The 14,162-nt window shown below is 60.5% G+C and carries 12 protein-coding genes; 7 read left to right on the top strand and 5 right to left on the bottom strand.

Annotated features, from left to right (window positions below; all coding sequences use genetic code 11):
• The first annotated feature begins 22 nt into the window (after window positions 1-22).
• From OC537_RS14970 to OC537_RS14980, 3 genes are all read left to right on the top strand, one after another.
• Window positions 23-478 carry a hypothetical protein gene (locus tag OC537_RS14970; protein ID WP_262112426.1) on the top strand — a complete coding sequence of 152 codons (456 nt, stop codon included), beginning with the start codon at window positions 23-25 and terminating at the stop codon, window positions 476-478.
• Window positions 479-505: 27 nt separating this feature from the next.
• Complete coding sequence (gene mutM / locus OC537_RS14975) at window positions 506-1,318, top strand: bifunctional DNA-formamidopyrimidine glycosylase/DNA-(apurinic or apyrimidinic site) lyase (protein WP_234677656.1); 813 nt, start codon at window positions 506-508, stop codon at window positions 1,316-1,318.
• Between the two features lie 177 nt (window positions 1,319-1,495).
• Window positions 1,496-2,374, top strand: coding sequence for a VirK/YbjX family protein (locus tag OC537_RS14980; protein ID WP_262113274.1), 879 nt, complete (start codon window positions 1,496-1,498; stop codon window positions 2,372-2,374).
• Between the two features lie 75 nt (window positions 2,375-2,449).
• Here the strand turns inward: OC537_RS14980 and coaD are convergent, their stop codons facing one another.
• The gene (gene coaD / locus OC537_RS14985) at window positions 2,450-2,932 is read right to left on the bottom strand and encodes a pantetheine-phosphate adenylyltransferase (RefSeq protein WP_262112430.1); all 483 of its coding nucleotides are present in this window, start codon (window positions 2,930-2,932) and stop codon (window positions 2,450-2,452) included.
• A gap of 223 nt (window positions 2,933-3,155) precedes the next feature.
• On the opposite strand from coaD, the gene OC537_RS14990 reads away from it, so the two are divergent.
• Window positions 3,156-4,199 carry a glycosyltransferase family 9 protein gene (locus OC537_RS14990; protein WP_262112432.1) on the top strand — a complete coding sequence of 348 codons (1,044 nt, stop codon included), beginning with the start codon at window positions 3,156-3,158 and terminating at the stop codon, window positions 4,197-4,199.
• A 57-nt stretch (window positions 4,200-4,256) separates the two neighbouring features.
• Here OC537_RS14990 and OC537_RS14995 read toward each other — a convergent pair whose 3' ends face one another.
• Window positions 4,257-5,045 (bottom strand): glycosyltransferase family 2 protein, encoded by a 789-nt coding sequence (locus tag OC537_RS14995; RefSeq protein ID WP_163156790.1) that lies wholly within the window; start codon window positions 5,043-5,045, stop codon window positions 4,257-4,259.
• 225 nt (window positions 5,046-5,270) lie between these two features.
• Between OC537_RS14995 and waaF the strand changes: the two genes are divergently transcribed.
• The 3 genes from waaF to OC537_RS15010 all read left to right on the top strand — a co-directional run bounded on the left by waaF (window position 5,271) and on the right by OC537_RS15010 (window position 8,662).
• On the top strand, window positions 5,271-6,368 hold the full coding sequence (gene waaF, locus OC537_RS15000; protein WP_262112435.1) for a lipopolysaccharide heptosyltransferase II: 1,098 nt from the start codon (window positions 5,271-5,273) through the stop codon (window positions 6,366-6,368).
• Window position 6,369: 1 nt separating this feature from the next.
• Entirely contained in the window at window positions 6,370-7,647 is a 1,278-nt protein-coding gene (gene waaA / locus OC537_RS15005; protein ID WP_262112436.1) for a lipid IV(A) 3-deoxy-D-manno-octulosonic acid transferase, read from the top strand.
• 133 nt (window positions 7,648-7,780) lie between these two features.
• Complete coding sequence (locus OC537_RS15010) at window positions 7,781-8,662, top strand: DMT family transporter (protein WP_106885458.1); 882 nt, start codon at window positions 7,781-7,783, stop codon at window positions 8,660-8,662.
• A 139-nt stretch (window positions 8,663-8,801) separates the two neighbouring features.
• Here the strand turns inward: OC537_RS15010 and OC537_RS15015 are convergent, their stop codons facing one another.
• The 3 genes from OC537_RS15015 to OC537_RS15025 all read right to left on the bottom strand — a co-directional run bounded on the left by OC537_RS15015 (window position 8,802) and on the right by OC537_RS15025 (window position 14,056).
• Window positions 8,802-10,253, bottom strand: a complete 1,452-nt coding sequence (locus tag OC537_RS15015) for a hypothetical protein (RefSeq protein ID WP_262112438.1) — start codon at window positions 10,251-10,253, stop codon at window positions 8,802-8,804.
• A gap of 197 nt (window positions 10,254-10,450) precedes the next feature.
• On the bottom strand, window positions 10,451-11,056 hold the full coding sequence (locus OC537_RS15020) for a hypothetical protein (RefSeq protein WP_262112440.1): 606 nt from the start codon (window positions 11,054-11,056) through the stop codon (window positions 10,451-10,453).
• Between the two features lie 141 nt (window positions 11,057-11,197).
• Entirely contained in the window at window positions 11,198-14,056 is a 2,859-nt protein-coding gene (locus OC537_RS15025) for an N-6 DNA methylase (protein ID WP_262112442.1), read from the bottom strand.
• Window positions 14,057-14,162 lie beyond the last annotated feature (106 nt).

Genomic DNA, 14,162 nt, shown 5'->3' on the forward strand with positions numbered 1-14,162 from the left:
CCGCTTCAAAGGGAGGCTTGCCATGTTCAAATTGAGCCGCAAAGGCTGGAATAACGTGATCATAGTGGTGGTGCTGATAGTGATCACCCTGCTGCACCGGCTGGAGCAGGCCCAGCAGGAGAACAGCGCCCAGCGGTCGCGTCCCCTGCTGCCCGAAGCTGCCGTGGTGTTGACCTGGCAGGGGCCGAGCTGGCAGATAGAGCGGATCGGCCAGGGCTGGCGCAGCGGGCCGGATCTGGGGCTCAGCAGCGCCCAGCTGGCCGCCCGCATCGAGACATGGCAAGGCTGGCTGTTGCCCCCGGGCGGGGCCGTGCGCGGCGCCCCTGTTACCCTCAAGATATGGGTCGCCGGCCAGAGCGACCCGGTTGAAGTGGGGCTCTATCAGGACGACGGCAAGTTTGCCGCCCTGCTGCCCCCCTCGACCTGGCTCACCCTGAGCCAGGAGCAGTACCGCGACCTGCTGCGTCCCACCCCCTGAACCCTGCCGTGAGCGAGAGGCCTGTCTATGCCTGAATTACCGGAAGTCGAAGTCAGCCGCCAGGGGATCTCTCCCTGGCTCACCGGCATCAAGGTGACCCGTGTGGTGGTCAGGGATGGCCGGCTGCGCTGGCCCGTGCCAGGCGAGATCCAGGAGCTGGTGGATCTCGTCATCCACAGGGTCAGCCGCCGCGCCAAGTATCTGCTGCTGGAGACAGATTTTGGCACCGCCATCCTGCACCTTGGCATGTCCGGCAGCCTGCGGGTGCTGGACATAGGCACCCCGGCCGAGAAGCACGATCACGTGGACATAGAGCTCGCCAACGGCAAGCTGCTGCGGCTCAACGATCCGCGCCGTTTCGGCGCCCTGCTGTGGACCCGTGAACCCGCCGAGGTGCATGCCCTGCTCGCCAAGCTGGGGCCCGAGCCGCTCACCGAGGCCTTCAGCGCCGACTATCTGCGGGCGCGGGCCAAGGGGCGCAGCACCGCCATCAAGCAGTTCCTGATGGACAACCAGGTGGTGGTCGGGGTGGGCAACATCTACGCCAACGAGGCGCTCTATGCCGCCGGCATTCACCCCAAGCGGGCGGCGGGCAACATCAGTGGCGAGCGGCTGGGGACCCTGGTGGCCGAGATCAAGCGGGTGCTGGCCGAGGCCATTCGCCAGGGGGGCACCACTCTCAAGGACTTCACCAGTGCCGATGGCAAACCGGGCTATTTCGTGCAGCAGTTGCAGGTCTATGGCCGGGGCGGCCAGCCCTGTTTCCACTGCCATACCCTGCTGACCGAGGTGAGGATGGGCCAGAGAACCACTGTGTTCTGCTCCCACTGCCAACGCTGAATTGCCGTTTTTTGGGCCATATCCGGCCAAGTTGTAAGAGAGTATTGCCAGTCTGTTGATGCCGCTTTCGTCCATGACTACTATCTCGCCAGTTCAGGCTGCGAGGTAATAAAAATGACAGCAGAATCAATAGACTGGGATCACTTATCCCGGCAGGGGCACTATTGCGCCCAAAAAATGGCCCGCTTCCTTTATCCCGATGACAGCGCCCGCAAGACCTTCAATCGCGGCAAGTTCGTGCTGCGTAGTCTGCTCTACCGGCCGCAGTTGAACCGGGTGTTCGAGCTGTTTCAGACAGAACCCCTGAGGGCCCTGCCTGCCCACTACCCCGAGCTGCTCGACAAGCCGATGCGACCCTATCGCTTCGCCTGCTCGACCGTGAACCAGCGAGTCAGGATGGTGGAGGATCACTACCGGCTGCTGCTGGCCCGTTATCCTGACCTGATCGACCCGCTCTATCTGGGGGAGGGGATCGAACTCGGCCGTTACCCCGAGGGCGGCTGTCGCCTGGTGCTGCGCCACGACGGCACCTTCCGGCGGGAGGCCGAACTGGCTCTCTCCATCGTCAACGAGCAGGGGGAGCGGCTCTACAGCTGCGCCTTCTCGCTGGCGGGCAGCGAGCACGATCTGGCGCTGGTGATAGGCTCGGTGCAGGGGCCCGAGCCCGGTGTCGAGCAGCCCCAGGAGCAGGTACGGGCACTGACCAAGGCGGGTCATGGTCTGAGACCCAAGTCGCTGGTGGTGATGCTGGTGATGGCGCTGGCCGGGGCCATGGGGGCAAGCCGTGTCTCGGCCGTGCGGATGAAGGCGCACATCTTCCAGGCCAGACGCTACAGCAAGAAGAAAAAGGCTTGCCTGCAGGCGGACTATGACGAGCTGTGGCAGGAGTTCGGTGCCCAGGATCAGGATGCCAACTTCGTGCGGTTGCAGCCCGTGGTGCGCAAGCCGCTGGAAGAGGTGGCCGCCAAGAAGCGGGCCATGTACCGGCGTCGCTACGCCTGGCTGGACGAGCTGACGCTCAACTGTCAGCAGGCGCTGAACCGCGCGCCGGACTGACGGCCGGGGCGGGAGACCGGGGCTGCGCCAGCTGCCCCGACAAACAGGCTACCCGAGGGTAGCCTGTTTGCGTTGTCACTTGCCCTGTTTGGCGGCGATGGCCTGCGCCACCAGGGGATCGACGAACTGGTGGATGTCGCCGCCGTGCAGGGCGACTTCCTTCACCAGGGTGGAGGAGATGAAGGAGTTCTCTTCCGCCGGGGTGAGGAAGACGCTCTCAAGCTCCGGCATCAGGCGGCGGTTCATGTTGGCCAGCTGGAATTCGTACTCGAAGTCGGAGACGGCGCGCAGGCCGCGGATCAGCACGTTGGCCTGCTGCTCCCTGGCAAAATCCACCAGCAGGCCGGAGAAGCCCACCACCTTGACGTTGGGCAGATGGGTGGTCACCTGCTGAGCCAGCAGGACGCGCTCCGCCAGATCGAACAGCGGCCGCTTGCTCGGGCTGTTGGCGACCCCGACCACCACCTCGTCAAACAGCCTGGCGGCCCGGCCAATGAGGTCGGTGTGGCCGTTGGTGATGGGGTCGAAGGTGCCGGGATATATTACCTTGTTGGTCATGCTGCTGATTCCTGCAACCGGGAAAATTGGTCGCATTATAGGGGCTGTTGGTGGTTTGTCGCGACCGGGATGGCGCGGATTTCTGGCGCTATGCCCCAGGTTTGATCGCCCAAATCAGGGCCCCTCGGCGTCTTCGCTTGAGAATAGCCCGGCATCAGGCAAGAATACCCGCACCGCGCATCAAGCCTCCCTGCATTGGTGACAGGGAGCAAAGGGATTTTTTATGAAACGTATTCTGGTAGTACGCAATGACAAGATTGGTGACTTCATGCTGGCCTGGCCGAGTTTTGCCATGCTCAAGCGCTCCATGGAGTGTCATGTGACTGCCCTGGTTCCCGCCTACACGGCGCCGCTGGCCCGCCTCTGCCCCTGGATCGACGAGATCATCCTGGATCCGGGTGCCCGGGCCGACAAGGAACAGCAACGCGCCTTGCTGGCCCGCATCAAGGCGGCCGCCTTCGATGCCTCCATCTGCCTCTTCTCCAACACCCGTAACGCCAAGCTGGTGTGGAAGGCGCACATTCCCTACCGGCTGGCCCCGGCCACCAAGCTGGCCCAGGTGCTCTACAACCAGCGGCTGGTGCAGCGCCGTTCCCGCTCCCAGAAGCCGGAGTACGAGTACAACCTGGATCTGGTGCGCCGCTTCCTGGCCGACCAGCAACTGAGCGTGGTGGAGCCCCAGGGGCCCTACCTCAGCTTCGATCCCGAGAGCCTGCGACAGGTGCGCGAGCAGATCGCCAGCCGCTTGAAGCTGGATGCGAGCCGCCCCTGGCTGATGGTGCATGCCGGCAGCGGCGGCTCGGCCAACAACCTCTCCATAGAGCAGTACTCGCGCCTCATCATCAAGCTCAACCAGGCCTGCCCTGAACTGCAGTGCGTGCTGACGGCGGGGCCCGGGGAGGAGAGCAAGGCGGAACAGCTGGCGGCCGAGCTGCTGGCCCACGGCGGCAACGGCTGGATCTACCGATCCGACGAGGGGCTGCCGAAGTTCTGTCAGGTGATGGCCAATGCCGCCCTGTTCGTGGCGGGCAGCACGGGACCGCTGCACATAGCCGCGGCGCTGGACGTACCGACCATAGGCTTCTTCCCGGCGCACCGCTCCGCCACGCCGCTGCGCTGGCGTCCGCTCAACAGCGAGGGGCGTCATCTGGCCTTCAGCCCGCCGGAAGACAGCGATCACCCGGAAGACATGAGCCAGCTCGATCCCAAGACGATGGCGGCGGCGATCGCCCGCTGGGCACCGCCGTTCTGGCGGGCAGAGAACTGAGAATGCAGACAGGGCCCCTCGGGGCCCTGTCTCGTCATGGGGGGTCGCCATGCCGGCTTACTTTGGTGCCTGGTCCGGCGCCTGTGGCTGCTGGCGGATCCAGAGGTCGGCGTACTTCGCGAAGGTGGAGTGGGCCGAGAGGATGGCCAGCAGCAGCCCCTGCTTGCCGTCGAGGAAGCCGGCCTTGAGCAGGTACATCTTGAGGAAGCAGCCGACGGCGTGCACCAGCCCCTGACCGAGGGAACCCTTCTTGCCACGGGCGGTGCGCTGATCGGCCCAGGCCCTGGCGTAGCCGGCGGATTTGACCAGATAGTGCTCCAGATCCCGGTAGGTGAAGTGGAGCAGGTCGCCGTGCAGGTTGACGATCTTCATGTTGGCGCGCACCTCCACCTTCTCGTGCACCAGCGCCTCGTTGTAGCCGGTGAGCGCCCTGGGGTAGAGACGCAGTACCCGATCCGGGTACCAGCCGCTGTGGCGGATGAAGCGGCCGAACACCCAGGAGAGGCGGGGGATGGAGTAGATGGTGTCGCCCGCCGGGTTGGCCATGACGGTGGCAATGGCTGCTTTCAGTTCCGGGGTGAGCCGCTCGTCCGCATCCAGCCACAGCACCCATTCCGACTGGACATGGGACTGGGCGAGGCGGCGCTGGCGACCGAAACCGGGCCAGGCCGTGTTGACGAAGAAGCGGGCGCCGAATTCGGCGGCGATGGCGGGGGTATCATCCTGACTGCCGGAGTCCAGGATGACGATTTCGTCCACCAGGCCATCGAGGGAGGCGAGGCAGGCGCGCAGGTTGTCGGCTTCGTTCTTGACGATCAGGACGGCCGCCAGGGTCGGTTTTTTCACGGGTTCTGGACTCTTGTTGGCGCCCGGCGGGCGGGTCATGCTCGGATTGGCGCCCATTCTAGCCTAAAACCCCGGTGGGGGCATGGGCCCGCTCCCCCTTGTGCTGTCCCTGAAGGCCTCTTGCGCATCAGGCAGGGATCTTCTGTTATTTCTTCGGCCTTTCTTGGGGCATAATCTCGCCCAGTAACGATTAACAGCCGGGCCAGTCCCGAGAGAAGACGCGCGATGAAGATATTGGTGATCGGCCCCTCCTGGGTCGGCGACATGGTGATGTCCCAGAGCCTCTACAAGGCACTCAAGAGCAATCACCCGGACAGCGAGCTGCATGTGATGGCGCCGGCCTGGTGCGTGGCCTTGCTGGAGCGGATGCCCGAGGTGGACAAGGCTATCCCCATGCCGCTCGGCCACGGTGACTTCAAGCTGGGGGCCCGCCGCCGGCTCGGCAAGCAGCTGGCCGCCGAGCAGTACGATCAGGCCATCATCCAGCCCAACTCCATGAAGTCGGCCCTCATCCCCTGGTTTGCCAGGATCCCGGTGCGTACCGGCTGGAAGGGGGAGCACCGCTTCGGCCTGCTCAACGACATGCGCAGCAACAAGCAGGCCTTTCCGCTGATGGTGGAAGCCTATCTGGCGCTGGCCTACCCCAAGGCACAGATGAAGAGCCGGAGCGACATTCCGTCCATTCCCCATCCGTCCCTGCACGTGGATCTCGTCAATCAGGACAAGGCCCTGGAGCGGCTCGGCCTGAATCGCGCCCGCCCCGTGCTGGTGCTCTGCCCGGGGGCCGAGTTCGGCCCGGCCAAGCGCTGGCCCGAGGGGCACTACGCCGTGGTGGCCCAGAAGCATCTGGATGAAGGCTGTCAGGTGTGGATCTTCGGCTCCGGCAAGGATGTGGAGGTGGCCAACACCATACGGGACCGGATCAATCCCCTGTCCCGTCCCAATTGTCACGTTCTGGCGGGCAAGACCAGCCTGCACGAGGCGATCGATCTCATGGCGCTGGCCGGTCGGGTCATCGCCAACGATTCGGGCCTGATGCACGTCGCCGCCGCCCTCAACCGGCCGCTGATCGGCGTCTATGGCTCCACCTCGCCGCTCTACACACCGCCCCTGGCGGACAGGGTGGAGATAGTGCACACCGACATCAAATGTCGCCCCTGCTTCAAGCGCACCTGCAAGTTCGGCCACCTCAAGTGCCTGATCGAGCTGATGCCGGAGCAGGTCATAGAGGCGGGCAAACGGCTGGAGCGCAGTGACGGGGCGGACCTGATCATAGCGCTGCAGCCGGTGGCTGAGCCCGCGACCGGCGGCGAAGGCCAGTAGCATGATCTATCGGCTGCTCTACAACCTGCTGATCCACCTGGGCCTGCCACTGGCGCTGCTGGCGCTCTACAAGCCCAAAAAAGGCAAGCCCGGCTTCGGCAAGCGCTGGGCCGAGCACCTGGGGCGGACGCCTGCCACAGGGCAGGAGGCGCCGCTCTGGATCCATGCGGTGAGCGTGGGGGAGACGCTGGCCATCAGCCCCTTCATCCGCGCCCTCAAGGCGGAGCAGCCCTCCTTGCCCATACTGCTCACCACCACCACCCGCACCGGTGCCGAGCAGGCGGCCAAGCTCGGGGATCTGGTGGTGCATCGCTATGCGCCGCTGGACTACCCCTGGGCGGTCTCGTCATTTCTGGCCACCTTCAAGCCCCGCGCCCTCTGGGTGATGGAGACAGAGCTGTGGCCGAACTGGCTGGCGGCCTGCGAGGCACGCCACCTGCCGGTGACCATCCTCAATGCCCGCCTCTCCGAGCGATCCTGCCAGCGCTATGCCCGTTTCCAGGGCGCCTTCGATGCCCTCAGCCGCCCGCTGACTCACCTGCTGTGCCAGCACCAGGACGACGCGGATCGCTTCCATCGTCTGGGAATTGGCCGCGAGCGGCTGGCGGTGACCGGCTCCATCAAGTTCGACATCCAGTTTGGCGACGAGGTGCAGGCCCGGGGCCGCGCCCTGCGCCAGCAGCTTGGACAGGAGCGGCCGGTCTGGATCGCCGCCAGCACCCATCAGGGGGAAGACGAGCAGGTGCTGGCCGCCTTCGATCGGGTGCTCAAGGCACATCCGTCTGCCCTGCTGATCCTGGTGCCGCGCCATCCCGAGCGTTTTGCCAGGGTGGCCGAGTTGTGCGCCCCTTACGGCTGCGTGCTGCGCTCTCACTGCCAGGGTCAGGGCAAGCCGGTGAGCGAGACGGACAAGGTCTATCTCGGCGATACCATGGGCGAGCTGCCGCTGATGCTGGCGGCGGCTGACGTGGCCTTCGTCGGCGGCAGCCTGGTGAAGATTGGTGGCCACAACCTGCTGGAGCCGGCGGCGCTCGGCAAACCCTGCCTGACCGGCCCCGCCTACTTCAACTTCAGCGACATCACCCGCCAGCTGGTGGCTCAGGGGGGCGCCGCCGTGGTGGCGGATGCCGATGCCCTGGGCGACAAGGTGAACGCCTTGCTCGGCGATGCGGGCGCCCGCCGCCAGATGGGGGAGCAGGTCCGTGCCGTGGTGCTGCGCAACCAGGGGGCGCTGGCGCGCACCCTGTCCCACTGCCTCGCCGCACTGGAAAACGACTAGCGCGGGTGGCCCAGGTGGCCACCCCGTGTCCGCTCATAGGCCCGCCTGATCCCGGGGCAGGAGCAAACGCCGCAGGCAATCCGGCCTGCTTTCCTTTATGCTCTGCCCTTTGCCTTGACCCTGTGATGCCCCGATGAACCGCGCTCCCCTGCTGTTGATGATACTGGTCACCCTGCTGGCCGCCGCTGGCTGGCTCTTCTCGAAAGAGGCTATTCGTGAGCTGCCCACCGCCGCTTTTATCGGCAGCCGCTTTCTGCTGGCCGCCCTGCTGCTGTTGCCGCTCGCCTGGCTGCGCGAATCGCCCCCCAGCCGTTCGCAACTGCTGCGTGCCGCCGGGTGCGGCACCCTGCTCGGGGCCAGCCTGCTGTTCTGGGTCACCGCCATCAGCCAGAGCGATGCGCTGGGCAGCGGCGCCTTCATCATGAGCGTGGCCACCCTGATGGCGCCGCTCGCCGCCTGGGCCGCCTTCAAGGCCAGACCCGGCCGCCACTACTGGCTCACCCTGCCCATCGCCGTGGCCGGCCTGCTGCTGCTCTCCAGCAGCACCCACTGGGGCGTGTCCCTGTCCCTGTTCTGGTTTCTGGCGGCGGCCGCCACCCTGGGGGTTCAGCTCGCGGTGCACCGCCACTTCGCCCAGTCCATTCCCCCTACCTGGCTCACCTGCATCCAGCTGGCGGTGACCGGCCTGATCGGCACCCTGCTCTCCCTGCTGACAGAGCAGTGGCCCGCCGACATCAGCTCTGGTGTCTGGGGCTGGTTTGCCGCCAGCGTCCTGATCGCCACCACCCTGCGCTACTGGCTGCTCACCCACGCCCTGAGCCAGATGACCACGGCCCACGCCGCCCTGCTGATGCTGCTGGAACCCGTCTGGACTCTGATCCTGAGCACCTTCTTCTATGACGAGCCGCTAGGCCCTGCCAAGCTGGCTGGCGCCGGTCTGGTGCTGGGGGCTCTGGTGCTCTACCAGCTCCCCCTGCTGCTGCGTAGCCGCAAATTCAAAGCGTCAAACGGATAAAAAGCCGCACCCCCAGCCAGAACGGGTGGTTATCAGCAAAAGAACGGGCCTGCACTTGCAGTGCCCGTTTTTATGGCTGGGATACCCATCCCTTGGCGCTTGCAGATAACGGCCAGAGAAGAATGGGAATCAGAGCAACTCAGAGGCGGGAGGGGAAATACTGATTCACCAGCTGGATAAAGTTGCGCTTGCGTTTGTGTTCGGTCGCCAGCGTCTTGAGCTGCTGGATAAAGTGCTCCTGCAGCGCCTTGTCATCCCCCAGCGACTGCTCCAGCTTGCGCAGCACCGAGACCGCCTTCTCATAGCCACCGTGATGGCCCGTGGCCACGTAGCCGGTCGCCACCCGGAAGAGGTAGGTCATGGCCAGCTCAGGATGGTCCGGCGCTATTCGCTCAGCCAGTGTCAGCAGCAGCTCCGGGCTGATCTTGTGGTGCGCCACCCAGTCGCAGGCATCCTGTACCCGACCCAGATCGAGATAGAAGCGCACCAGCGCATCCTGATGAGAGGGTAAATTGAACGGCTGCCTGACCGCTACCTGATCCTTGAAGCACTGCTCGACCCAGGGCAGCAGGGTCTCGTCCTGCCATTCCAACTGTTGCTGCAACTGGCGCAGTCGCTTGAACCCGTCAAAATAAGGCATCCGCTCGAACCCGGCCCGTGCCAGGCGCCATGCTCGCCCCCTCTCGCCGAGTGCCACACATAACGTAATCTCTGCTTCATCGCAGGCGTCCTGCTCATGGGGCGATACTGCCCCCTTGCGCGCCTTGGCGAGCCAATACTCCCCCTCCAGCGGCTCCTCATGCTCGCAACAGAGCATGCAGAGCTTGAGCCAGTTTCTGGTGCAACTGGCCATGCTGGCCAGCAGCGTCAGTTCGCGGCGCCAGTCACCGCAGGCTCTGGCCGCTTCCAGCAGAGGGTTACCGTAGCGCAGCAGATCCCAGTCACGTTCGTGGCCCTGCTCCCCCTGGGTCAGCACTTGCTCAAGCCCTTTCTCGCACAGTGCCAGAAAGGCCGGGCTTTGAGGGAGTTCACCAAAGGCTTCCTCTTCCGGGAACACATCCATAGGTTGCTCGATGAGATGAGTAAAGAGCCAGTCAACCTTGTCGCTCTCCGACCAGGGCAACAGGGCAAAGAGCGCGGGGAGGCGCTCGCAGATATCAGCCTCCAGTTCGAAGCGATCACCATTGGAGTCATCGATCTGCTGCAGCACAGTGTTGAGGCGCTTGAGGGCATGATTGGTCAGCAGCCACTGCTGCTCAAGCGGCAGGGTATCGACCCCCTCCCAGATCGCTTCAAATTGCTCGGCGGCCTCGGCGAAATAGCCGCTCACCTCCTGCCATTCCCAAATATCCTGTCTGGGCAACGCCTTGTTGATCAGGGTTTTCAGCTTGGCGGGGGAGAGCGTCTGCTCACTCAGGTCCATCTTCCTCAGCCAGTGTTGCCAGCGTTTGGGGTTGCGACCGAGCTCATCGAGCAGCATATCGAGCAAGGCTGGCTGCTCTTGCCGGTCGAAATAGTCACGCAGTCTGGCTCGCTCATCGGGCACCTGCACCAGCGCCCCCTCCTCACCGTCCAAGCCGCTTAGCTGCATATTGAAGGCCAGCGCGATTCAATCCGCTCATCCAGGGGGCGGGTTGACCACCCCTCGGTGATGGCCATCTGGCTATAAAAGTCCCGCTTCAAGGGCTCGTCGATATTTGATATGGGTCCAGCTCAATTCTCTCCGCAGTGCGGAGATAATGTTATAAATAGAAAGTTTATCCTTTAATTTAATGATGCAGGTATACGTTAATTTTCAGTATTGTCAGTAATTAATTTTGCATCAAAATATTTATATGTCTCAATGTTTGGATATGGACATACAAATCTAAGTTTTTCTTGTCCATTAGGCACGTCACTATAAAAATAGAAGCCTATGAGCTCACTATCTGGTATGGTTTCAGTCACTTTTATAAGCGGAAATAATTTTGATATAGCGACATCTTCCTCTGGGTTAATAGCATCATGCGCTATGTAGAGATCACCACAGACCAACGGCTCTTTAGTTTTTAGCAGCGCAGTTTTGCTTGGATTAATACCGAGACCTTTTAATACATCTACTTCGTATAAAAATGAAATGCCATCATATTTGGCTTGATTCGGCTTTAATAAAGTGGTCATCTCAAAAAAGTCTCGAATACTTAACTGTATCTTGTCTTTTAATCTATCAATTTTTTCTTTCACTTCAATAACTGAAGAGGCTGATGGTAGCCCTCTGTGAGCAATGTCATTCCTGATGTCTGTAGCATCCTTAAGCAGGGAGATTAAGTCCTTGCTCACAATTTTACGCATTACAGGGTTATCAATAAAAGCATCAGGGTCAAGTTTTTCTAATTGATAATAACTAAACCCCATAGATATGTCTTTTATACTGCGTTTACCATCAAATACCTTGATTTTCGGTTTCTGTATGCCAAAAATAACTGCGCATAAATAAAAACCTAGATACTCAAAGAGTTTAATGAATGCTTCACACCAGTCTTTATCGTTAAACCTTTATTCAGCTAGCTCCCACAATATTGCTAAAGGTGTTGGCAACATTGATGAAAACTCAAGTTCATATCTATTAATAACTCCCTGATATGGTCTAATCTGCTCTTGTGCTGTACTAAAGTTGCTAAGTAAGGATTTTTTTAGGTTTATAACCCGTGAAAGGACTGCCTCACACTCTTCCCAAAGATCTACTAATTCAGACTGGTTACTAATTGGTGGAAGAGTAATTTTACTGTTTAGCCAAGCGGGCATTGAAACATATCTAAAAGTGCTTGATGATGAAAAATTACTCTCAAGCCAATCTTTTCCTTCTTCTTGCAATAAAAATACGTTGTAAAACTCTGGTAACATTTTTTCTGAATGAAGATCAAAGCGAATAGGGCTTTGTAATTTTCTTTGCTCACTAAGGCTGGAAAAATCAGTTATTTTCCCTGTTGATGATTCTAGAACATACAAACCACTTGTATTAATTGTGACTATTTCTTTTAATCGAGATGAATGGCCTTGAAAAATGCTATCTCTAGAGTAGTTTTTTTGGAAAAAATACTTGAAGTTAATTTCATAACCAACAACACCAATTTCACCATCCTGCTGATCACGCTTGTCGGCATTGATCCAGGCATCGGCCACATGGGGCTGCACTTCCTGCTTAAAGTACTCCTCTATCAGCGCGACGGTATTGCGGTCGGGGTCGAGGGGGATGTTCTCGTAGTCCCGCAGATCGCTGTCCTGCTCATACTCCACCACCTTGCCTTGCCAGGTCTTGAGCGAACCCGCGTAGGCAAAGGCCCCATAGAGCGGCTGGGGCTCCTCTTTCACCACCTTGCTCACCACGGGCTCGGCCGCCGGGTTTTTCCAGCTGATAGCCTCAATAAACTGTTTCTTCTCTTTGGTATCGAGCTTGATAGCGCTGCTCTGCAGGGCCTTTTTCAGCGCCAGCTCGAACCGATTGAAATCATCACATTGGGCGGTGCCGAGGGCCGCCTGCAAGGCCTTTGCCTTCTCCATCAGGGCGCGCTGGCTCTGCCACAGGGAGGGGGCCAGCAGCTCCTTGATCTGCTTCTCCTTGAGCTCGGGGAAGTCAGCCTTGAGCAGGGCGCGGGCTGCCGTTTCTTGCTCACCGAAGGCGCCATACTCCTCTGCCTCCCAGGCCATCCCGAATTGCTCATGGAGCGCCATCATGGCCCCATTCAAGGGTTTGGCGGCAAAACGCAGCGAGGCGACGGCCTCGTCACTGACGGCGACCGAGAGGCGCAGCGGCCGCTCTATGGTGACCCGTCGATAACCGAAGCGATGGCTGTCAAAGATTTTGCTGGTGAGCGGCTTGCCACTCTCGGTCAGGGTATCGATGGCGACAAAGTCGCCAAAGTTGCGGGTGATGGCGGCGATCTCGTCATCGCTCAGCACATTGCGCTTGGAGCCAAGGGATTTACGCATCTTGCTGCCAAGGGGGGCGCCGTTGATCAGCTGCACCTTGCCCTGACGCTCGGCTTTTTTCTTGTTGCTCAGCACCCAGATATAGGTGGCGATACCTGTGTTGTAGAACATGTCAGTCGGCAGAGCGATGATGGCTTCAAGCAGATCCGACTCCAGAATGAAGCGACGGATCTCGCTCTCGCCGCTGCCAGCCCCGCCGGTAAAGAGAGGGGAGCCGTTGAGGATGATGCCGATCCGCCCGCCGTCGGTCAGGCTGCCATCGAGGGCATGGGTATCACGCATCTTGCTGACCAGATGCAGCAAAAACAGCAGGGAGCCGTCGGAGACACGAGGCAGGCCGGGGCCAAAACGACCGGCAAACCCTTTCGCACTCTCTTTTTTGATCTCCTCTTCAATCTTCTTCCAGTCCACCCCGAACGGCGGATTGGAGAGCATGTAATCAAACTTGTCGCCGGGCAGTTGGTCGTTGGAGAGGGTATTGCCGAGCTTGATGCGGCTGACATCCTGCCCCTTGATCAGCATGTCGGCCTTGCAGATGGCATAGGATTCGGGGTTGAGCTCCTGACCAAAGGCACGCATGACCGCCTTGGGGTTGAGTTCGTGCACATACTCCATCCCCGATGAGAGGAAGCCACCCGTGCCAGCAGTCGGGTCGTAGATGGTGCGAATGATCCCCTCTGTGGTCAGCGCCTCGTCATCTTCCATAAAGACCAGGGAGGTGGTGAGCCGCACTATATCGCGCGGGGTGAAGTGCTCACCGGCAGTTTCATTGGACGATTCGGCAAAACGGCGGATCAGCTCTTCAAACACCAACCCCATCTCGTGGTTGGAGATGGCTGCTGGGCTAAGGTCAGTGGTGGCAAACAGCTTCACCACCTTGAACAGCAGGTTGGCATCTTCCAGCAGGGCGATAAATTCATCGAAGTTGAAGTGCTCGAAAATCTCCCGCGCATCTTTCGAGAAGGAGTGAACATAGTGCTCCAGATTGGCCTTGATCCCGTTTTGCCCCATCTTGGCCAGATCCATCGGCGAGGTGTTGAAGAAGGCCAGCCCCTCGGGATTGGCCTTGCTCCGGGTCGCGCGCAGCAAGAGCTTCTCCTGCGCCTCTTCCGACAATTTCATTGCGCTGACCCGTTGATGCTCTGCTACCACGGCATCCTTGGTGGGGGCCAGCACGCACTCGAGGCGGCGCAACAGGGTGAAGGGCAGTATCACCCGTCCATACTGGGATTGTTTGAAATCACCGCGAAGCAGATCGGCGACCGACCAGATAAAGGCTGCAGTCTGGGAAAAGTTGTGGTTGGTCATCTTGTCTTCCAAAAACATCCGAATCGATTGTCTTGACGGCAAAGCACTCGTAAGAAGGTCGACATCTGGTACGACTTTCCTGGCAGCGAGAGCATTTTGGTGCAACAGGTATTTCACTCCAGCTCGTGAACATCATGACGCCATCGAGGGATTGGCTCATGTCGGGAACAAAAGCAGAGAAAGAGGGGCTTATTCTGCCATGAGTGGCGGGAGGTGGACCATG

It is taken from the genome of Aeromonas sp. Marseille-Q5825 (assembly GCF_946892685.1).
Lineage (GTDB): Bacteria > Pseudomonadota > Gammaproteobacteria > Enterobacterales > Aeromonadaceae > Aeromonas > Aeromonas rivipollensis.